The following is a 21,846-nucleotide window of genomic DNA, read 5'->3' as shown; positions in this document are numbered from 1 at the left end:
TTTTTTTAAAGATTTGTACCCTCGTTTAAATGAAAGGGAAATACATAGTTATGCCGGGTATTGGTTTGGTTGTACACATAGGTTATCAGCACCTCCACCAGGCCGTTAAGCGGATCCTTAAAATCGACACTCACATCCTTTACCGTAATGCGGGGCTCGTTGAGCGAGAGCGATGATTTCACCACATCGCTGATATCGCCTTTAAGCGTTTCGTCCATCTTTTTAAAAAAGAACTGCTGTAAACCAAGGCCAAACCTTGACGCCATATTGCGCTCGCCTTTCCGTGTCATTAAAATGATGTTGATGGCATCATTTATATTCTGTTCATAGGATGATGTCTCCAACTGCTGGTCGCCTGCCGAAAAGGTGACCGGGAAAGCCCATCCTGTTCCTAAAAACCTGCTTTCGGCCCTGTTTAATGTATTATCCACCTATCATTACATTTAATGCTCCTAAAACTATTTCGCCGCCGTGAGCTGTTTGGTCGCCCATGCGGGCGGCAGGCATCCCGCCTATCATTACTGTTGCCGATCCTTTAATGATCGAATCGGGCGGGCCAACGCAAACCAGCATATCGCCTACCCTTGCCGCGGGCAGGCCGCCAATCAAAACCGTGGGTTCGCCGGGGCCTATAATGGGGCCGCCCACATGCGGAATAGGCACCGGTGCCGGGGTTTGCATGGGGCATTCATGAAAATCTGTTAACCGTGCTGCTGGTGGCATATTTTTTCCTTTTAGTTGATCATTACCATTGCGCCTTTCAGCGTTAATTCCATTCCTCCCTGCACCTGCGCCATTTCGCCGCCCTGGGCCGAGTATTGCATATCTGCATTCTCTTTGATATTCATGGCGCTTACGGCCACATCCCCGCTTGATGCGGTGACCTTTACACCCATATTGCCGGTGATGTTCACATTCTGATCGGCCTGGATATTAATGTCCTTAGCGCTTTTAATGGTGATGCCACTTTCCGACATCACAATGCTGTTTTGGTTTTGATCCTGTATGGTGATGCTTTTTTCCTTATCGCTCACGATGATGGTATTGGTAGCGGGCGTAGCTATGGTGAATACAATGTTTTCATCATCATATTTCACCGCTATCCCCGATTTGGATACGATGGCCTTCATCGAGTTTTTCTCGTTAGGAGATAATCCGCTGAAAGGCATAATGGTAGAGCTGCTGTACACGCTGCCTAAAATAACGGGGTAACGCGGATCTTCATTTAAAAAACCGAGAATCACCTCATCCCCCACCTCGGGCAAAAAGAAAGCGCCCGCGCCGCTGGTTGAGTAAAAGTTGGAGAGCCTTGCCCAAATGCCGGCGCCGTTGGCATCAAACAAAGGCACGCTTACCAATATCCTCAACTGCGAATCGGGATCTTCATACATCTGTTTTACCGTACCGCTTATCAACCCCCTTGCTCCGGGCAATAAGCCGGATGCGGGCGGGGCCATTACATCAGGCTCTTCGGTAAACCAGTTGGGCGATAAACCTACCGAAACCTCGGTAAGCCAGTTGCCATCCGAAATATCATGTGATACTGCCGATACCAAATGATCGCCGCTAAACCTGTCGCCCAGGCCTTGCAGGGTGATGTAGGTGCCGGGATCAACCAAACTGCTGCCCTGAAATTTTGCTTCGCCCCGTATTTTTGAATAACTGCTTTTAACCAGTTGTGCTTTTGTCCAGCCGGTTAAATCGGCGCTTTGAATATTACCGGCGGTTTGCAGCCCGTAGGTACTGAGCCCAACAACGGCCGATAATGTTTTTGACGACAGGTTACCTGGCCCCGCATAACTGCATGCCGATTGCCCGGTAATTACGGCCTGCGTTTTATAATCCCAGGTGCTGGCGGTAGCATCGCTCAGTTGGTTTATGGCATTTAAATCAGCATTAAACTCCATCAAACCATCGCCGTAGGCAATCGTTAGTACCGATGTTGTATTGGCATCCGGCGCAAAAACAGCTACCGTGCCGTTAAGCGTGGTTACTATAAAACCATTGGCCTCGGCCCTCGCCAAAATAAAATCCCAGTCGGTAGCATAGTATTGGATCTGCTGCGGCCAGGTTGCTGAAGTTGAAGTAACATTAGCCGTTAGCCCGGAGTAGGTGCTGATGATGGACGACATGATATCACTATCGGTTTGCTGGTTAAACGAAAGGCATTTACGCCCTACTATCATTTTTACAGCCGCGTCCCGGCACTCTACCTCTAAAGCCGAGCCCACCAATTCGTCAATCCGCAGGGATTGGCCCGTAATGATGCCGGTAAATACCACCGAGTTTTTTGTATCATACCCTACCTCGATACTCACGGTACCTCCCGGTACAAAGGTGGCCGATGAACTGGCATCAAACTTACCGGTGTTAGCCTCGCCGTCAAGGATTACGATCCTTGCGGTCGAGATCCGGTTTACTTTTTTTTCGATGTGGATAGATAGCACGCTCAGTGCATCGGCAATAGGGCTGCCGTTTACTTTGATGGTAAAAGTTACCAAACCTCCTACGTTATTTGTTGCCATGTTAAACAGGTTGTATTATTGGTGGAAAAATCAGTTTTTCAATCCCTTTCAGGTTCCTGAATTTATTAAGATTATTAAACCGTGCAACCTGCACATAATAAGTATCATCATTCCACACCTGCTGGCATAACTGCGGCAGGCTCAATCCTTCGGTAACGGTAACCAGGTGCGTTACATCCGGCGATTCTTCCTGGTCATCAATACCTACCTGCTGCGGCGATACGTAGTTGCTGAAACTTAAGGATAGCTTAGCCCTTAACGGACTGCCATCCGGCCTGAACAACGTGTACGAAATATCAAACGAGGTTAACACCCCTTTAAAAGTGAGGTTCGAACCCCATTGCACCTTTACAAAATTTGGCCGGTGAATTTTGCCGTTGTACACATAAATGATCTTCTCCAGTGCCTGGATCTCGGTATCCATATTGGTGCGCGTAGCATCAACAATGCCCGTACAATCAATCACTATTTCAAAGCTCATGGTATCGGCCGGCGTGCTCTTGTATTTTTGCGATGGCGAACTGGTATCCTGCGCCTGCTGCTCGTTGTACTGGATAGTTTTTTGCCGCTTGATAGAATCCGGATTGATCATTACCGAATAGGGATCACCCTCGAAGGCGTCGTTAAAACCTTCGTCGGTATATCCTGTAATCTTCATCAATTCCAAACCTGGCATAGTGCTTATCTTTTATTGTCGTTCCGTTTTTTTGTATCGGCAAACAGGCGCTTGCACTCTTCAAGCAATTGCCTTTTCATGGCGTTAAGGTCTTTTTCTTTAATGCCTTCGCTTTGCCTGGCAGCGCCTGTTGAAATGGCCGTTTTGATAATCAGTTCCCTTATTTCTACCGGCATATCAGTTAGGATTATTGGAGGTTTGCCCCGTGCTTATATCAAAGTAGGTATAGGCCAGCTCAATGGTTTCGATCATGATCTCGCTCTCCTGCGATTTTAAATCGGTTACTGAGTATTTTATAGGGTAGGCATTGTGAAAAGTCCACATTACGCAAACATTGCCCTGGTTATCCAGCAGGCTAACCGAAACATCGTAAGCCTTAATGGCCTGCGCAAAGCCCTGATCCAAAACGCTCGAGCACCAACCTATCAATTTTGAGCCTTTAGGTACCAACGCCCGTTTCAGTACCAGGTTCTGGCTGGTAGCAACGGTAGGGAGCCGGTATTTAAACCGGTTTTCCCCGCCGCTGGTAACTTCTTCAACGCTTAACTCCTTGCTGATGCCCGATACTTCCTGAAAAGCGGCATCATCATTATTAAACGAAAGCTGAAACCTGAAACCAACCGGGTATACCGTACCTGTATCAGCTTGCTGCTTTGCCATTGGTTATAATAAGCTGCTCGTGCGCTATCTCGATGGTATCAACAGCAACCTCGTTCCCGTCCGATTTAAGATCGGTACTGGTGATTTTTGTAGGCCAGGCGTTGTTTAGCTGCCATTGCATGGTTACGTTACCACCTTCATCAAGCAGTTTAATGAGCACGGTACGGCGGGCTATGGTGTTCATGGATACCTGGGCGTGCCAGTTCCAAAAGGTGTTATCGTTTACAAAAACTCCCCGTTTCATGGTTACGTTGCCGTATTTTTTTATACCGGGCATTTTCTCTGTCGAAAACAGGGGGCTGTTGCTTTTCCGGTATTCAATTACCTGGTTTTCTACATCCATTCCGGATACTTCCTGGAATGCTACTCCTGTAAGTTCAGTCCCGAGATCTACCTCGAACCTGAACTTGGGCATGGGCCATGTGGCACCTTGCTTGCTACCGTCATCTGGTGTTGGCATGTTGTTGTTTTTTATTATTAATTAATGTATTGGGTTAATATTGATGTTAGCTTGAAACAGCCATTTGCTGCTGGAAGGTGATTACGATAAACTCGGCCGGCCTAACCACCGCCACTTTTACCATCACGTTCATAAATCCGTTCAAAATATCGTCGGATGTCATGGTGGTGCCTAAACCGCAGCTAACCGAGAACGCATCAGATGCGCTTGCACCCTGTAAGCCGCCTTCCTTCCAAACCGAGGTTAGAAAACTGCTGATCATGGCTGTTACCGCTGCCCAGGTGTTCATATCATTAGGCTGAAATACATAAGGGTGCGCTGCCAGTTTGCACGATTGCTCGAGGAAGGTTACGGTACGCCTAACCGAAAGGTATTTCCAATCGCCGCTGTTGCCATCCAAGGTACGCGCGCCCCAAACCAGGATGCCGATACCGTTGAAGAAACGGATAGCGTTAACAGATTTACCCGAAACGGCATCCATATTTAAATTGGCCTGCTGACTTTCAGACAAACGGATAGGCAATGAAGCCGCGCCAACTATCGAAACATTGGCCGGGGCCTGCCAAACACCTTCCTGGTTATCAATGGTGGTCATTACACCGGCCATAGCACCGCTTGGGGGCAGGGTATTGGCATCGTTAAGAATTTGTTTGATGATGGTGCTGTATAACTTGCTGGCATTAATAAGCGAGTTATTATACTGCGTTACCGTTAAAGGTGTGCCCGATGGTGTTTCGATACTGTTGATAATGGTGGTAAGCGTAGGATCGGCACTGGCGGGCGGATTAATGATGGGGGCCAGTTGTTTAATGTCGCCACCAAACAAATTGGTATAATCAATATCCTGCGATTGCATGATGGTTGTGCCGATGAAAGGATAATAGGCAGTACCATAGTTAAGACCATTTACACCTGTATTATTCCTGAAGGTAGTAATATCATTGGTATACATGATCGGGTCGGGATTTTTGCCGCCTATGATATCGAAAATGCTGATGGCAGTTTGCATGTTACTGCTTTGCAACAGCATCTCCTGCATCAGGGTGCCGTTATCAGCAATGGAAAGCAACGTAGCCTCGGGGCAGATATACATGGTTGGCTCTTCCTCGTTCAGCAATAACTGCAGCCCGCCCATTAAGTCGGTAAGTTTAACGTTAGGGTTTACAATCTGTGTACCCGGTGCTGCAGGTGTACCCGATTGCGCACCGTAACCACCAACCGAAACAATGTACGCATCGCCGCCGCCATTTTGATAAAACAGCTGGATACTGTTGTACAGGTGATAAATAGTGTTAGGATCGGGCACGATAGAATAATAAGCACCATTGATCACCATGTAATTAGGATCGGTTGGTTGTGCTTTTTGCTGTACCAGGTAGTACTGCGGGGCATACTGTTTGGTAGGAGGCGCAGGTGCCGGAGGATCAGGAATACAATAAATGGCCTGGAACTCGGCAAAGGAGGTGATCTTTTGGGCCACGTTGGTGTACGATCTCCCTTCGTACGCGGCCTGTGGGGTATAGCCGATAAACGCGGGCACTGCCGTTGCAACCGGCACCACCGAATTTGCGAACGCGTTTAATTCGTTTATATATACACCCGGAGATTTAATGTTTGTTTCAAGCATAATCTTACGTTTTTATTGGGTTATTGATTTAAACATATACATACATTGGTGAAGCAAGCTGCCCGGTAAGCCCATCCCCGGCCAGGGCTATAATGCCCGGATGCGGATTGGGCAGGCCTTTAAAAACGATCTTGCCGTTGTTTATTTTTTGTGCCGATGAACCATTTGCAGAACTGTTGACAAGGTTAAACTGGTAAACAGGTGTTTCGCTAAGCGGGATGAGGTTTGTTCCTGATGAAAAAAATATAGCCGGCTGCCCGTTGGATGTCACTACACTTTTGGGGCCTTCAAAACCGATATCGGCTTTACCCGCAATTACCGGGTTATCCAGCTTTACAGCACTGCGGTTGATGATAAAATACTGCCACTGGGTGGCCCGCGCCCTGAAACTGATATTAAACGCAGCTCCGCTTTCGCCCCGGGCATAGCTTATAATATCGTCAAAATCAATACTGAGTGTACCTATAAATGAAGCATTGAGCGAGGGAGATTGGTAACAATACAGATCGACCACATCGTTGTTAACCGTATTCGCGGCCGCACCCGTATCAAAAGTTAGCTGGCCGGGGCCTATTTTTCCGGTATCGGTAAAAAGATAAAACTGCTGGTCGGTTGCCGAGATATTAAAATCAAAACAGGTTTGCCCGGTGGCCTGGGTTATGTAATCGAGGTATTGCGCAATAGTTTGCGGCGAATCGATATAAAAATCAAAACCGTTCACTTTTTTCAGCATGGTGATCTCAAAGCGCCTCATCAGTTTAGCTGTACCTGCACCCGGAACAAATTGCAGGCATTTGCAAATCCCCTTATCAAAATAGGTGTGCTGCACATCAAGCGTAAAAGCTATCTGGTAGTTAGTCTGCATCATGATGTTACCGTATTTGAAGTTTGCGAAACAGCCGGAACCATACCGATCAATTGATCGCCCTGAATAGTGATCAGCCACATTTTATACACTACCGATGGCTGATATTTAGCCCCCATCGCTGTCCAGAGGCTATGCATTTGATGGTAGGTCATCTTTTCTATTTCAAATTCAAGCTTGGTAATGCCCTGAGGCAAATTGGAACTGGTTGCGGAGCTTAGGCAGGTATTCACCTGGAAAAAAGTGATAGCCGCATTCAGGAATTTGAGGCTCTCGTTATAATCATCAAAATTGGCGCTAACCAATATATAAAGGTTAAACCGCTCTTCGGGGCTGATATCGGTGAAATTACCGTTGGGCAACCTTTGGTTACGCGTATTAAAAGGTTTGTTGGTATCCTTTTCGATATTGATAAGCGAGATAACCACCTTGTTTTGATTGGCGGTTGGTATGGAACCATCACCCTCAATCAGGTTATTAAGCAATACCCTGCTTTCATCAAGCCCAAACCTGTTTCGCAGAAACTGGTCTAAAACATCGTTGGTAAACCTGAGCGCTTTGCTTATCATTGGTATTTGTGTTAGGTAGCCAAACTTTAATTTTAGTTTGGTTGGTTGATGTAAATTTAGGCAGATAAGTACGCGCAAAGCAAGGTTTGGGCATGCACACGTTGTATACAGGGTGATTGGTTTGTTGTATACAAATCGTATACAGCGGGAATAAGATACACAAAAAATTCACTTATTTCTCCAGGCATCATTGCGTGTAGGTAAAAGCTGGGGCATCTGAAAGAAATATGACATAAGACGGGAGGGCCTGTCACTCTGAGCTTGTCGAAGAGTCGCGCGCGGAGGCCCTTCCCACCTTGCTTCGACAGGCTCCCCATGACATAATTAAAAAAGTTTGTCATCCTGAGTAGGGTTTATTTGCGCACAAATAATAGCATTGCAGATGACAAGCGAATGCTGAACTTTGCAAAAGCAACTTATGGCAGAGTAGCAGTTTAGCTCTTGGTGTTATTTACCCGCCCCTGAGATTTGCTTTAGGAAATAGCGTAAGCATTTTGGTGATACTGTTACCTGCAGTATTCCCGTATGGCAGCGTGCCTTTTATTTATCGCTTTCCTGAGCCATAAGTTGCTTGATTTTAAAATCTAAAGTAAAGTTATGGCAAAAGAAACGACTTTTGAAACAGTCCACCAAAATGTTGCAGGTATTGATATCGGTGCTGAGCAGATTTTTGTATCCCCTGATGGGAAAGAGGTGGTCAGCTTTGAAACCTTCACATCAAGTTATTATGCTTGTGCAGTGTATCTGAAAGAGAGAGGCGTAAAAAAGGTAGCAATGGAAGCCACAGGTGTTTACTGGATCGCTTTATACTTTCTGTTAGAAGAACTTGGCATATTGGTTTGCCTGGTCAACCCTAAAGAAACCAAACAGGTGAAAGGCAGAAAAACTGATGTAAGGGATTGCCAGTGGATCCAGAAGCTGTTTTCTGCCGGCATCCTCAGACATAGCTTTATCCCCCAGGGCAAGTTCATGGAACTTCGTCATTTGGTGCGGGAACGCCTGGATATCATCAGTATGGGCAGTACCTATGTTAACAAGATGCAGAAATGCCTGGAGTTGATGAACATCAAACTTCCGGAGGTACTTAGCCAGATCCATGGTACCAGCGGCATTAATATGATCAAAGCTATATTATCCGGGAACCGGGACAGCAACTATTTACTTAGCCTTTGTGATGAACGCATTCAAAAATATAAAGGTGAAAAAGTATTAAAAGCATTGGAAGGCCGGTATAATGATACCTATTTATTCATGCTTGAGCAGAACATGCAGCTTTGGGATATACACCAAAACCAAATAAAAAAGATAGACGGGGAGATTAGCCGCCTGTTGGACGAACTAAGTGTAGATAAAGAAGAGGTAGTTACAGGAAAAGCCAAAGCAGTACGGCATCATGCCCCAAAAATACCGGGGCTTCACGCCACTATGGCGCGCTTATACGGTGTTGACCTTACCAGCATTCCCGGGATAAATGATTATACGGCATTGCGGCTGATTGGGGAAACTGGTGTGGATATGAGCCGTTTTCCTACAGTTAAAAGCTTTGTAAACTGGTTAACCTTATCCCCTAAAAGTCATCGGAGCGGAAAAATGAAAAAGAATGTCAGGGGTATGCCTTGCAATGTTGCCGGGCAGATCTTTAAACAATGTGCCCAGTCATTATTGAATAGTAAGAATAATGCTATCGGTAGTTTCATGAGAAAGCTCCGTGGCCGTAAAGATTCGGGGATTGCTATAAAAGCCGGTGCCAGAAAGTTGGCCATTGCTTACTATAATACATTAACCAAAGGAACCGCATATGTTGAGGAAGGAACTAAACGCTACGAAGATCAATTGCAGAGAAGAGAAATGGCATTGTTGAAAAAAATGGCTAAAAAATACAATATGCAACTTTCTGAAAACCAAATAGCTGCATAATGTGTCAATGGCAGCGATAGCGAAGGATCTTCTTCAACAAGCATGGCCGCTATACGAGCGAAGAAGATGCTTCGTTCCTCAGCATGACAAACTTTTTTTTATTATGTCATTGGGAGCTGCGAAACAATAACGATGTTTTGTAATGATAAAAGTTCCTGGAAATTAACGCAGAATTTACGATACCGCCCTCAAATAACTAACCAGATCCTGATCTTTAGTTAATGCCATTTTGCGTTTAAGACGGTACTTGTGGGTACGCACACTTTCCGGGTTTATGCCCAACAGGTTGCGGATATCATCGTTGGTCATGTTCATTTTGAGGTAGCAGCAATATTTTAAATCAACTGTAGTAAGTTCGGGATATTTATTGGCGAGTTTTAGCAAAAAGTTGGGGTTGGTTTGTTCGAAGTAGAGTTTAAAATCGTCCCAAAGCTTGCTGTCTCTTACTGAAGATTTGATAGTGTTTACGATAGAGGTAAGCTCCATCCGGACAGGGTGATCAACGCGGGGATAGAGGTCGGCAATACGTTCTTTTACTTTTTGGAGCAGTTCGGCTTTTTGGTCGAGCTCCATTACATAGCGGCTCAGGTTATCATTAATGCCGAAACTGTTTTGCCGTAGGGCTGCTTCGGCCAATGTTTCGGGTTGTTTTACCTTTTGCACCCCGGTTTTCAGTTGAAAAACCGAATTGATAGTTGTAGCCAGGAAACGGCTGTTGCTGATATGCTCGTACAAACAGGTAAAAACCACCTGGTCTTTATCCCATTTTAAATTGTCGCATTCAAATTTACGGGTGAGGCAAATGCCGGGAATCTGGTAGTTTTTAAACAATTCGCCAAGTTCATTAACTATCAGCTGATTATTGCGAAAACACCATACAATCAGATCTATAGATATGGATTTGATAACCTGTTTCGCATCAGCCGTACGGGTGGCGGTAATTATTTGATGCGGAAAATGCACTGCGCCTTTTATACTGTTCCAGATAGCTGTAAGGGCAGCAGTTTCGTCGCAGGCAATCAGTATTATCTTTTCCCCATTCATATAAAAATTGGCTTAGGCGGTTTGATATGACAGGCTATTTGCAAATCATATCTGCCGTTTGTTTTTACTGGCAGTGCTTTATTTTTTTATAAATTACCCCATAAAACCCGGCGGATTAAAGGGCGAAACCACCCTTTTAAACTAAGTATAAATACGCTGATGATACGTACATATACATCAATAATAAACCCGTTTTTACACCATAAAAAATAAAATATCTCCCAATAAAAAAGCAGGAGAAGGCACCCCACCTTTCCTGCTTTATAAACTAAGCAAACGTATTACTTAGCCGGTTTCACGCCTTCGCTGGTCATAATTACCCGTTTGATGCTGCCATCTTTGTTATAATACAGGTAATCAATACAAACCGAGCGGTGAAAACTCCCTGCATCCGGCACTAAAGCGCCGTTATGGTATATGAAATATGATTTGCCTTTAAAATCAATAATTGCCTGGTGATTGGTGTTTGAGTTACCTGCCAGTTCGTTGATAATACCTTTGTACTCCCAGGGGCCATTAATACTCCGGCTCATGGCGTACGCTATTTTTTCGGGAAACTCATAAGCGTATGATAAGTAATACCATCCATTGCGGTAATGGATCCAGGGCGCTTCGGTATAGTGAGGGAGTTTGATGGTCTTGATCTCGCCATCAAGTTCGGTCATGTTGCTTTTTAGTTTGGCGTAGTAGCAAATGCCGTTGCCCCAAAACAGGTAGGCTTGTCCGTCTTTATCAATAATAACTGATGGGTCGATATCATCCCACGAATGGCTTACAGCTTTGGTCATATCATTGGTAACCAAAGCGCTGCCACGGGCATCTTTAAACGGCCCAAGCGGGCTATCGGATACTGCTACGCCTATCGCTTTGCCCGGGATGGAGCCATGCTCAACCGCTACGTACCAATAAAATTTACCATTGCGCTCAATTACCTGCGATGCCCAGGCATCGGCTTTGGCCCATTTAAACTCTTTTACATTTAGGGGGGATAGATGTTCGGTCCAGTTCACCATATCGGTAGTGGTGAAGCAAGTCCAATCGTGCATGGTATAGCCGTTGTGGCCGGGGGCAGCTTCGTCATGGCCGGTGTACAGGTATACTTTGTTTTTGTATACCATTGCAGCCGGATCGGCGGTGTATTTGTGGCGGATGATGGGGTTGCCGTTGGAATGGAAGGTGGTATCGATGGTAGCAGCATTGGCTTCTAAGCCGACCATCGTCACGACCGCTGCTATTATATATTTTGATATTTTCATTTGTAAACGAATTTTATTTCTATCGGGGATCGAGCGTTTTAAATTCCTTCCCTCGGGAGGGGTGCGGAGGGTAAGTGTAGTGGCAGGGAGGGGTTTGTACGCCATACATGCTCAGTTAGTATGGCGAAGAAACCCCTCCCTACACCCTCCCAGAGGAGGGAATCGCACAATCCCGCCCTCTTTTGTTTACTCCTTCTCACGGACAATATTCCAATCATTTCCCCACCACCGGCCAATCATCAACCCAATCCAACTTTTCAACCCTCAATTTCGAGATCCCCCTATCCGCCGCGTCATATCCATGGAAAACAATATAATCCACACCATCAAAAGTACTTACACCATTATGCCCTACCCCGTACCAATGCTCATCACCGGCCAGCAGGATACTCCCGCCGCCTTTATTCATGGCGATACCATCCTTATCCACATAAGGCCCTTTTAATTTCTTAGCCCTGCCGATGATCATTTTATAAGTACTCTTCGGCCCTTTGCAGCAATAATCTATCGAGGCAAACAGGTAAAAATATTTACCGTGCGTAAATATAAAAGGCGCTTCAATGGCATTGCCGCCGGCATCAACCGGGTTGCCATCTACAGCGGGTAAATTCTCTGCAACAGTTTTGCGGCGGGTGGCTATGGTTGGAATCTTATCCAGATCTTCAGCTATGCTCAGCCTCTCTTTATTCAATTTCACCAGTTTCAAACCATCCCAAAATGAGCCGAAAATTAGATATGGAGTGCTATCCTTATCCGTAATTAAATTAGGATCGATAGCATTCCAGTTGGTTTTACCGGGGATGGATTGGATCACCTTCCCATGATCAACCCATTGATAAGCCGGATCATCGGTATGCAACGTAGTATTAGTCGCTACCCCAATGGCTGAAGTATTTTTGCCAAAAGCTGATACCGAATAAAACAGGTAGTATTGCCCGTTATAAAACGAAATATCCGGTGCCCAGATATGCCCTTTAAAACCGGGGATAGCATCAACAGCCCATTGCGGGGCGGTAGCGAATACCGGTTTTTCGGCCTTCCAATGAAGCCTATCCTTTGATGACCACATGGCAATGCCATTACCCGTGCAGAAGATATAGTAAACACTATCCTGCCGGGTCATTACCGGATCATGCACCGAAATATCAGTCCTAAATTCCTGCGCGTTACTGATAACGCGCAGGAATAATAAGGATATGATGACGAGCTTTTTCAATTACTATTTATTTTTAAGCCTTACTATTTTAAAAGTATACGGCTCAACATCAAGCTTTAAAGTATTGCCCGAAACATTAACAGTGCTATTTTTCGGACTGATAGCCGTCGGCGTCTCTAACGAGTTCACAGCATCTTTATCATTACTCCTTAAAGTGATCACGCTGGCTTGTTTCTGATAACCTTTGGAGCCGGTAATTTTAAAACTGGTGCTTTTAGCGGATGCGGTGCTGTTGATAAATTTGATCACCAGTCCGTTAGTATTTTTATCCAAACTGGCGGTGGCAAAGCAGCCATCCTGCCCGGCAACAGCTTCGTTATTCAGTAACAACGGCACAACGTCGGTTCCTTTATTTAAGGAGAACAATTGCTGTACATAATAATTCGGCGATCCGTACGAATTGAGGTTATCAAACCAGATCAAATCCGGCGTCCATTGCCAGCCTTCAACGTGGGCGAAAAGCGGGGCGTATGATGCCATGCGCACTACATCGGCGTTACGCTCCAGGCCGGTCATGAAAGCGGCTTCGGCCAGGGCGCATTCCCAGGTGTTTTTGTTTTTAGGGCTGCCGGTAACTACGTTTTGCGCTGCATATTCGCCCGCGAAAATTTTAGGGCCTTTGCGGTCGTAGTTATCATAACGTTTGGCATGTTCCAAAAACCATTTTGGCGAGGCGTAATAGTGCTCATCCAAAATATCGGCACCTAAAGCACGGAAAGTTTTATTCAACAGATCAAACTCTTTACCGCCAGGGAAAGGCCCAACTGCCGATACAATTTTCACATCAGGGTATTTGCCTTTGATAGCCTTGGTAAATGCCTTCCAGCGCTCGATATATTGCGGCCCCCATTGCTCGTTACCCACACCCAACATTTTTAAATGAAAGGGTGCCGGGTGACCGAGATCGGTACGCAGTTTGCCCCATTTGGTATTTACATCGCCATTGGCAAACTCAATCAGATCGAGCGCATCCTGGATGTATGGATCCAGCTTATCCATTGGCACCAGTTCGCCGGTATTAAACTCGCAGGCCATACCGCAGTTGAGGATGGGCAGCGGCGATGCGCCAATATCCTCGGCCGTCATGAAATACTCCATAAAACCTAAACCGAAGGTCTGGTAATAATCAGGCGTTGGGCGGTGACTGAACTCGGTATTCCAGCGGTTAATGATATTGGTACGTTGATCAACCGCGCCGATGGTTTTTTTCCATTGATAGCGGGTATTCAGCTCCCTGCCTTCAACAATACAACCACCGGGAAAGCGCAGGAAGCCCGGCTTCATATCAGCCAGTTTCTGTACCAGGTCGGCACGTAAACCGCCGGGACGGTTTTTCCAGGTATGCTCTGGGAACAGGGAAACCATATCCATATCGATGATGCCTTTACCGCTCATCCAAACATACAGTTGGGCCTTTTGCACGGTAGCGGTGGCTTTGAATTTAACGCTGTACCGGTTCCATTCTTTATCGGTTGGGGTAAGCTCAGCTTTGCCGATGATGGCATTTTTATCGTCATGTAGTTCGATGTTCAGCTTTACATTTTGCTCCCCCTCCTGTTTGGCCATTACCGAAAAGCTGTATTCCTCGCCTTCTTTAATACCCATCCCGCGGAAACCTTCATTGGATAAACCGAACGAGCCACCGGCCGAATCGATGTAAACTTTAATAAAGTGAGCGTTCTCTGGTCGATCTGCAGCGCGGTTAATTACCTCTACCCGGCCATCGCCGCCATCTTTCTTCTGCTCGTCCCAACCCATCAAAGGCATATTAAACTCAAACGACCGGTTTTTTACCAGCTCGGCATAAACACCACCATCGGCAGCAAGGTTAATATCCTCAAAAAATATCCCGTACATATTAGGCGAGATCTGCGCCTTTACCTTATCGGCAGCAATGGTGTATTGCGCCCTCGCGCTGTTGGCACTCAATGCACCCGCGGCGCAGAGCATTAAAAAAGCTTTCCTTAGCATCTTTTATCTATTTGGAAAATTTGTAAATGGTAACGGTATGGTAGGTTTGTCCCGGTTTTAACACGGTTGATGCAAAGGCCGGCTGGTTTGGCGCATCCGGAAAATGCTGTGTTTCCAAACAAAACGCCGAGCGGCGCGGATAGGGTTTACCACCTTTGCCATCTTTAGTTTCGCCGGTTAAAAAATTACCCGAGTAAAATTGCAGACCAGGCTCTTCGGTAAATACCTCCATGGTTATACCTGTAACGGCGCTTTTAACGGTTGCAACCGGAGTTGTAAGATCATGTTTATTCAGTACAAAGTTATGGTCGTAACCTTTGCCGTTTTTCAACTGCTCATCGGCAGTGTTGATATCCTTGCCAATGGTTTTTGATATCGTAAAATCAAACGGTGTGCCTTTAACCGGTTGCAACACGCCCGTTGGGATAAGTGTGGTATTTACAGGTAAAAACGCATCGGCGTTTATTTGCAGTACGTTATCGGTAATGGTTTCGCTGCCGGCACCGTTAAGGTTAAAATAGGCGTGGTTGGTTAAGTTAACAATAGTAGTTTTATCAGTAGTGGCTTTATATTCAATTTTCAACGCGTTATCATCGCTTAAAGTGTAAACCACCGTGGCAGTTAAATTGCCAGGGTAGCCGCCTTCGCCGTCTTTTGAAATATAGGTTAGTTCCAGTTGCGAAGCACTTAACTGCTTTGCCGAAAACACCTTACCATAAAAACCATTAAAACCGCCGTGCAGGGTATTTACACCATCATTTATATCAAGTTGATAAGCCTTGCCCTCCAACGTGAACTGCCCTTTAGCAATACGGTTTCCGTAACGGCCTATAATTGCACCAAAATAAGGTTCCCCCTTTTTTTGGTAACTTTTTAACGAATCGTAACCTAAAACAACATCGGTAGCCTTGCCATCCTTGTCGGGCACCAGCAAACTCACTATCCTGCCGCCGTAGTTGGTAATGGCAACTGTTGCGCCGTTTTTATTTTTAAGACTGAACAGTTTTACTTGTTGCCCCTGCACATCGGCACCAAAATTTGCCGAATCGGGGATTTGTTGTGTAGCTACAGTAGTTGAATCTTTCACGGTAGAATCAGTTGTTTTTGGATTGCCGCTGCAGGCCGTGAAAATCACTGCCGAACAGCTTAACATCATTAATAAATTCATGTTGTTCTTCATAATTTTAAGGTTACCGGCCCCGCCCGTTAAGGCGTACAGCCATTTAATTATTTATAATTGGGTTTAACTGATCGGTTAGTTATCAGCAAGACCAATGTATAAAAATTAATTTATAATTGTTAAAAAAACACTTAAAATAATTAATTAAAAAAAGCCCGCCTCGCGCGGGACTTTCTTATTCAAAAATCAAATGTATCACCCCTACCAAAACTTAGCATAAAGCATGGTAAGCAGTATCAGTGTAACCACAATCAACGCCATGGTCGATTTTTCGACCTTGAACATGCTGCGTGGAATCTCAAACGCTTTAGCATTAACTTTCGGTCCGGCCAGGCTAATGGCTACCATCACAATAATGGTAAACATGAACGATAAGCCCATACAGATCAGGAATGGAATCTCGTACCCGCCTTTACCGTTCGGGAAAGCTGTGTAAAGCAAGGTTTCGTGTCCAAACCAGGCCGGGGCATAGTTATTAAACAGTACCGACATTAAAAAGCCGGTTAAAATACCCGCTATAGCCGCCGCGCCGGTAGTACGTTTCCAAAAGAAACCCAAAATGAAAATGGCAAAAATCCCCGGACTGATAAAACCGGTATATTTCTGAATAAAGGTAAAACCACCTTCACCGCCAATACCCAGCAAATCCTTCCAGGTAAGCATTATTGAAAACACCAAAGCCGCCAAAATGGTAAGCCTGCCCACCAAAACCATATTCTTTTCACTGGCTTCTTTGCTGATGTGTTTTTTATAAATATCTAAAGTAAAAATGGTACTGATACTGTTAGCCTTACCCGCCAGCGAGGCCACTATAGCAGCCGTTAAAGCAGCTACCGAAAGCCCTTTTAAACCGGTTGGCAAAAAGCCCAATATGGCCGAGTATGCATTATCCGAGTTAAAGTGACCGCCCGATGCCATTTCCTGCTGCAGTCCGCCGTTTTTATAAAGCACATAAGCTGCAATACCCGGCAGCACCACAATAACCGGCATGGCCAGTTTCATTAAACCGGCAAACAGGATACCGGTACGGGCCGTTTTCAGGTTAGCACCCAATGCCCGCTGGGTAATGTACTGGTTACAGCCCCAATAGTTCAGGTTCACTATCCACTGGCCGGCAAAGTACATGGCTATACCCGGCAGGGCCAGGTACTTGTTAATTTCTTCCTGTGGCGCGCCCGGCTTAGGCTTGGCCATCATCATTTTAAAGTGATCCGGCGCATCGCTCATCATTTTATTAAAGCCTGCCATAGCATCTTTACCCAAACCAAAATGATCGCTTACCAAAGTAAGCGCTATGTAAGTAGTAGCCAAGCCGCCAATCACCAAAACCAATACCTGTATTACATCGGTGAAGCCTATCACCTTCATACCACCAAGGGTAATAAACAGCGCGAAGATGGATAAAGCGATAATGATCTCGTGCAGATACCCGCCGCCCATCAGGTTGTTAATTGCCAAAGCGCCTAAATAAAGTATCGAAGTAAGGTTCACCAGCACATACAGCAACAGCCAAAAAATGGCCATAATAAAACTCACAGTTTCGTTATACCGCGTATGCAGAAATTGCGGCATGGTGAAAATCTTGTTTTTCAGATATACCGGTATAAACCACACGGCCACAATGATCAGGGCGATGGCGGCCACCCACTCATAAGCGGCAACAGCCAAACCCACCTGGAAGCCCTGTCCGCTGGTGCCGATAAACTGCTCGGCCGAAATATTGGAAGCAATAAGCGAGGCACCTATTGCCCACCACGTAAGCGAACCCTCGGCCAGGAAAAAATCATGGCTATCAGATACGCCCTTGACCTTTTTACGGCTGTACACCCAGTACCCGTAGCCCGTAACTACAATAAAATAGATTACGAAGATGACGTAATCGATAGTTGCAAATTTGTTCATTATTAGGTTTAATTGCGCCTCACCCAACCCTCTCCGGGAGAGAGGGCTTAGTAAAGCATTTGGTTAAGTTTGGTACAATCTTCTTTCAAACGTCATTGCGAGGCACGAAGCAATCCCCGACCTGCAAAGCCCATCTGTATAGTTTGGGATTGCTTCGTACCTCGCAATGACGACTTTTATATTTTCTCGCGCAGTTGCTCGGCTGTGCTATTTTTATATTTACAACTTGTAAGCCGCATCATTCCACCTGATCTCATTCCTGAACTGATCAAGCTTAGTATCCTTGCCGATGCGTAAAAACTCAATCCCCGCCATATCAGCAAAATCATTGATCAGCTCGGCAGATAGGTTTTGACTGTATGCAGTGTGGTGTGCACCACCGGCATAGATCCAGGCTGCACAACCGGTTTTCATATCAGGTAGTGGTTTCCAAAGCACCCTTGCAACAGGCAGATTTGGTAGGTCTTCAACCGGCTCAATGGCTTCCACTTCGTTAACAATTAAACGGAAACGGTTGCCCATATCCACAATCGAAGCGTTCAGTGCAACACCACCGGCAACGTTAAATACCAAACGCGCAGGATCGGCTTTACCACCGATACCTAACGCATGAACCTCCAACGATGCTTTACCATTAGCTAAGCTACTATCCACCTCCAACATGTGCGATCCTAAAACCAGCGCATTGTTCGGGTCAAAGTGGTAGGTGTAATCTTCCATAAACGCGTTGCCGCCCGGCAAACCTGCGCCCATTACTTTAAATGCACGTACAAGGGCAGCGGTTTTCCAGTCGCCTTCACCGGCGAAGCCGTAGCCATCGGCCATCAGACGTTGCGAAGCGATGCCCGGCAATTGGATCATGCCGTGCAGATCTTCAAACGTGTCGCTGAAGCCTTTAAAGCCGCCATCCTGTAAAAACTTGCGCAGGCCGATTTCAATTTTGGCAGCATCGTAAACAGATTGATACCTTGCACCGCCTTGTTTCAAATCGTCGGCCATGGTGTAGGTGGCTTCGTATTCGTCGGTCAGGGTTTTAACTTCGGCATCGCTGATGCTGTCGACAACGGCAACCAGGTCGCCGATACCGTAAGTGTTTACCGCGAAGCCGAATTTCAGTTCAGCCTCTACTTTATCGCCATCGGTTACGGCAACAAAGCGCATGTTATCGCCAAAGCGAACAAATTTTGCGCCCTGCCAGTCGTACCAGCCTGCTGCGGCGCGGGTCCAGTTTTCAATGTCTTTCAGTGCTTCAGGGTCCTGCCAGTGACCAACAACCACCTTACGGTTAATGCGCATGCGCGATACCATGAAACCAAACTCCCTGTCGCCATGGGCGCTTTGGTTCAGGTTCATGAAGTCCATATCAATCGAGCTCCACGGAATATCGCGGTTGTACTGGGTATGCAGGTGCAACATCGGCTTTTTTAGGATGCTTAACCCGCGGATCCACATTTTGGCCGGAGAAAATGTATGCATCCAGGCAATAACACCGATACAATTTTCGGCAACGTTGGCCTGTTGCAAGGTAGTGTAAATTTCTTCGGTAGATTTTACCACCGGTTTATACACCACGCGTACGGGGATATTGGCAGCGGCATCAATGCCTTTGGCAATTTCCTGCGAGTGTTCGGCAACTTTTTTTAGTGTTTCTTCTCCGTATAAATTCTGGCTCCCGGTAATGAACCATACTTCAAATGTTTTTAAGTCAATCATAAATTATTTTTGATTTATTGAATTAGCGAGTTAGTGATTGGTTTTTTAGTTTTTAGGAGAGAGCTTAAATAGCGCTGCGCCGTGTTTGTTAATTTTTTGTTTGTAGCCGCCGTTGTATTGACCAACATCCTGTTTTTTCCAGAGATCGCGTACGGTTACTTTGCCTTTCAGGCCGAGGTCTTTAAAATTTAGGGCTACGGCTTTGTCATCATCGCCGATGTTGAAAAAAGCGGCATATACATCTTTACTTCCGGGGATCTGAGAGTACCAGATCATGGCACCATCCTTTTTGTATAACTGTTTCGGATTAGCTCCTTTTTGGTTTACGGCTATTACCTCATCGTTGGTAAACAGCTTTAATTCAAAGTCGCGGTTTTCGGGCAGGTTGCCGCCCAGCATCAGCGGCGATTGGAAGATGCTCCAGAAAGTCATATGGGTATATTCTTCATCCTGTGTAAAGCGGCTGAAACGCTCCTCACCTACCGGGCCACGTTTGCTCAGCTTACCGATCTGGATCATATCACAATCCGGCCAATGGCCCGGACCGCCTACGCCTTCCCAGCTTTTGGCATAATCAAACATGTGAAGGATCTCTTTCCAGTTATCCCAAAAATCATCGGCCATTCGCCACATATTGGCATATTTGGTAGCATGGGCAGCCTGCGCAACCGGGGTTTCGCCCGGCGAAAGGCTTAGTACAACCGGTCTTCCGCATTGCTGGATGGCTTTTTGGTAACCTTCCACCTCGGCATTGCTGTACGGGCGCGAAAGGTCATCAACCTTAATAAAATCAACACCCCACGATGCATAAAGCTCCAGCAGCGAGTTCAGGTATTCCTGCGCGCCGGGTTTTTTCATATCCAGGCCGTACATGTGGTTCATCCATGGGCATTTTGAATTGGTATCGGCCACCATATCGGCAGTAATGCCATTGGTCCCTTTCACCGGCGATTTAGACCAAACCGCCTGCCTCGGGATGCCGCGCATTACATGGATGCCGAATTTTAAACCTTTGCTATGAATATAATCGCCCAGCGGCTTAAAACCATTGCCTCCAAAAGCCGACGGAAATTTAGTTGGCTGCGGCGTTAATCTGCCCCATTTATCCATGGTAAGCCATGGCACGTACGATCCATCCTGCAAACGCAACTGGAATGGGTTACCGATGTTGCTACCCGGCGGGTTATCGTACGACCATAAAAAATCTACCACCACGTACTCCCAGCCATATTGTTTCAGGTGCTCGGCCATGTAATCGGCGTTGGCTTTTACCTCATCCTCATGCACTGCCGAACCGAAGCAGTTGTAACTGTTCCAGCCCATTGGCGGGGTGGCGGCTATTTGTTGTGCTGATGAGCGATTGACAAGTGCTAAACCCATCAGCAGGAAAAATAAAATTTTTAAAAAGCGGGGGCTGTGCGATTCCCCTCTCGAGAGGGGTGTAGGTGTGTGTTTGTCCGCATTGCCATGCCGCGCGTAGAACACACCCCTGCTATCGCTCTTTCCCATCACGCCCCCTCTCAAGAGGGGAGTTGAAAATATCAATATTCTCTTCATACAGTTATTGCCCATAATATGAATCCGGCCCGTGTTTACGCTCGAAATGTTTTTTAATCAAAGCATCTTTTAAGCGCGGGGCATTATTATTTATTTGCTCGGTAAGCAAGGCCATTTGGGCAACTGTTTCCAGAACGGCGCTGTTGTAAACGGCCTTTTCTGCGGTTTTGCCCCAGGTAAAGGGAGCGTGGTTACCTACCAGTACCATCTCCACCTCTTTATAATCCAGGCCTTTTTGCTCAAAGCACTCCATGATTTGGAAACCGGTTTGGTACTCATAGTCCCCCTTAATCATTTCATCATTCATCGGCGCGGCGCATGGCACATCGCAGGTTAAATGATCGGCATGGGTAGTACCAAAAATGGGAATGCAACGTTGCGATTGCGCCCAGGCTGTGGCATAGGTTGAGTGTGTGTGCACAATACCGTTGATGCCGTCCCAATGTTTGTAAAGCACCGCGTGGGTTTTGGTATCGCTTGATGGGCGAAGGTCGCCTTCGATGGTATTGCCGTCGAAATCAACGATCACCATTTTTTCGGGCGATAGGTCTTCATAAGGCACGCCGCTTGGTTTAATGGCGAATACGCCCAGTTCCCTGTCGGCCGCGCTTACGTTGCCGAAGGTGAACAACACCAGGCCCAGTTTGGGCAGCTGCATGTTGGCATTATAGGCACTCAGCCTGATATGATCGTATTTACTCATTGCTG

Annotated in this window: 20 protein-coding genes; 1 reads left to right on the top strand and 19 read right to left on the bottom strand. The window is 46.2% G+C overall.

Annotated features, from left to right (window positions below; all coding sequences use genetic code 11):
• Nucleotides 1-5 precede the first annotated feature (5 nt).
• The 10 genes from HYN43_RS28855 to HYN43_RS28815 are packed head-to-tail and all read right to left on the bottom strand — an operon-like array spanning nucleotide 6 to nucleotide 7,382.
• The gene (locus HYN43_RS28855; protein WP_119407280.1) at nucleotides 6-431 is read right to left on the bottom strand and encodes a GPW/gp25 family protein; all 426 of its coding nucleotides are present in this window, start codon (nucleotides 429-431) and stop codon (nucleotides 6-8) included.
• Entirely contained in the window at nucleotides 424-723 is a 300-nt protein-coding gene (locus HYN43_RS28850) for a PAAR domain-containing protein (protein WP_119407279.1), read from the bottom strand. Before HYN43_RS28850 ends, HYN43_RS28855 begins: the two co-directional genes overlap by 8 nt.
• 11 nt (nucleotides 724-734) lie before the next feature.
• On the bottom strand, nucleotides 735-2,525 hold the full coding sequence (gene vgrG / locus HYN43_RS28845; RefSeq protein WP_119407278.1) for a type VI secretion system tip protein VgrG: 1,791 nt from the start codon (nucleotides 2,523-2,525) through the stop codon (nucleotides 735-737).
• A 1-nt stretch (nucleotide 2,526) separates the two neighbouring features.
• Nucleotides 2,527-3,183, bottom strand: a complete 657-nt coding sequence (locus tag HYN43_RS28840; RefSeq protein ID WP_162996670.1) for a CIS tube protein — start codon at nucleotides 3,181-3,183, stop codon at nucleotides 2,527-2,529.
• A gap of 23 nt (nucleotides 3,184-3,206) precedes the next feature.
• Entirely contained in the window at nucleotides 3,207-3,377 is a 171-nt protein-coding gene (locus tag HYN43_RS30560; protein WP_162996669.1) for a DUF5908 family protein, read from the bottom strand.
• A gap of 1 nt (nucleotide 3,378) precedes the next feature.
• Complete coding sequence (locus tag HYN43_RS28835) at nucleotides 3,379-3,861, bottom strand: phage tail protein (protein ID WP_119407276.1); 483 nt, start codon at nucleotides 3,859-3,861, stop codon at nucleotides 3,379-3,381.
• Nucleotides 3,842-4,321, bottom strand: coding sequence for a phage tail protein (locus HYN43_RS28830; RefSeq protein ID WP_119407275.1), 480 nt, complete (start codon nucleotides 4,319-4,321; stop codon nucleotides 3,842-3,844). Before HYN43_RS28830 ends, HYN43_RS28835 begins: the two co-directional genes overlap by 20 nt.
• Nucleotides 4,322-4,367: 46 nt before the next feature.
• On the bottom strand, nucleotides 4,368-5,948 hold the full coding sequence (locus tag HYN43_RS28825) for a phage tail sheath family protein (protein ID WP_119407274.1): 1,581 nt from the start codon (nucleotides 5,946-5,948) through the stop codon (nucleotides 4,368-4,370).
• 28 nt (nucleotides 5,949-5,976) lie between these two features.
• Nucleotides 5,977-6,816, bottom strand: a complete 840-nt coding sequence (locus HYN43_RS28820) for a hypothetical protein (RefSeq protein WP_119407273.1) — start codon at nucleotides 6,814-6,816, stop codon at nucleotides 5,977-5,979.
• On the bottom strand, nucleotides 6,813-7,382 hold the full coding sequence (locus tag HYN43_RS28815) for a Pvc16 family protein (protein ID WP_119407272.1): 570 nt from the start codon (nucleotides 7,380-7,382) through the stop codon (nucleotides 6,813-6,815). Before HYN43_RS28815 ends, HYN43_RS28820 begins: the two co-directional genes overlap by 4 nt.
• Nucleotides 7,383-7,979: 597 nt before the next feature.
• Here HYN43_RS28815 and HYN43_RS28810 point away from each other — a divergent pair.
• Nucleotides 7,980-9,299: an IS110 family RNA-guided transposase gene (locus HYN43_RS28810; protein WP_119406282.1), complete on the top strand. Its 1,320-nt coding sequence runs from the start codon at nucleotides 7,980-7,982 to the stop codon at nucleotides 9,297-9,299.
• A gap of 174 nt (nucleotides 9,300-9,473) precedes the next feature.
• Here the strand turns inward: HYN43_RS28810 and HYN43_RS28805 are convergent, their stop codons facing one another.
• The 9 genes from HYN43_RS28805 to HYN43_RS28765 form a co-directional block, all read right to left on the bottom strand.
• Nucleotides 9,474-10,343, bottom strand: coding sequence for a helix-turn-helix transcriptional regulator (locus HYN43_RS28805; protein WP_119407271.1), 870 nt, complete (start codon nucleotides 10,341-10,343; stop codon nucleotides 9,474-9,476).
• Nucleotides 10,344-10,624: 281 nt separating this feature from the next.
• On the bottom strand, nucleotides 10,625-11,704 hold the full coding sequence (locus HYN43_RS28800; RefSeq protein WP_245447066.1) for a glycoside hydrolase family 43 protein: 1,080 nt from the start codon (nucleotides 11,702-11,704) through the stop codon (nucleotides 10,625-10,627).
• Nucleotides 11,705-11,813: 109 nt separating this feature from the next.
• Nucleotides 11,814-12,815: a family 43 glycosylhydrolase gene (locus tag HYN43_RS28795; RefSeq protein WP_205589842.1), complete on the bottom strand. Its 1,002-nt coding sequence runs from the start codon at nucleotides 12,813-12,815 to the stop codon at nucleotides 11,814-11,816.
• 3 nt (nucleotides 12,816-12,818) lie between these two features.
• Entirely contained in the window at nucleotides 12,819-14,786 is a 1,968-nt protein-coding gene (locus HYN43_RS28790) for an alpha-L-arabinofuranosidase C-terminal domain-containing protein (RefSeq protein ID WP_119407269.1), read from the bottom strand.
• A 7-nt stretch (nucleotides 14,787-14,793) separates the two neighbouring features.
• Nucleotides 14,794-15,966 (bottom strand): aldose epimerase family protein, encoded by a 1,173-nt coding sequence (locus HYN43_RS28785; protein WP_119407268.1) that lies wholly within the window; start codon nucleotides 15,964-15,966, stop codon nucleotides 14,794-14,796.
• A 201-nt stretch (nucleotides 15,967-16,167) separates the two neighbouring features.
• Nucleotides 16,168-17,868: a sodium:solute symporter family transporter gene (locus HYN43_RS28780; protein ID WP_119409174.1), complete on the bottom strand. Its 1,701-nt coding sequence runs from the start codon at nucleotides 17,866-17,868 to the stop codon at nucleotides 16,168-16,170.
• A 219-nt stretch (nucleotides 17,869-18,087) separates the two neighbouring features.
• Complete coding sequence (gene araA, locus HYN43_RS28775; RefSeq protein WP_119407267.1) at nucleotides 18,088-19,581, bottom strand: L-arabinose isomerase; 1,494 nt, start codon at nucleotides 19,579-19,581, stop codon at nucleotides 18,088-18,090.
• A gap of 45 nt (nucleotides 19,582-19,626) precedes the next feature.
• Nucleotides 19,627-21,138 (bottom strand): glycoside hydrolase family 27 protein, encoded by a 1,512-nt coding sequence (locus HYN43_RS28770; protein ID WP_205589841.1) that lies wholly within the window; start codon nucleotides 21,136-21,138, stop codon nucleotides 19,627-19,629.
• Between the two features lie 4 nt (nucleotides 21,139-21,142).
• On the bottom strand, nucleotides 21,143-21,841 hold the full coding sequence (locus HYN43_RS28765; protein ID WP_119407265.1) for an L-ribulose-5-phosphate 4-epimerase: 699 nt from the start codon (nucleotides 21,839-21,841) through the stop codon (nucleotides 21,143-21,145).
• Nucleotides 21,842-21,846: the final 5 nt, after the last annotated feature.

Source organism: Mucilaginibacter celer, from assembly GCF_003576455.2.
Lineage (GTDB): Bacteria > Bacteroidota > Bacteroidia > Sphingobacteriales > Sphingobacteriaceae > Mucilaginibacter > Mucilaginibacter celer.
Note: the sequence above shows the minus strand (reverse complement) of the source record. Positions and strands in the feature narration are given on the sequence as shown.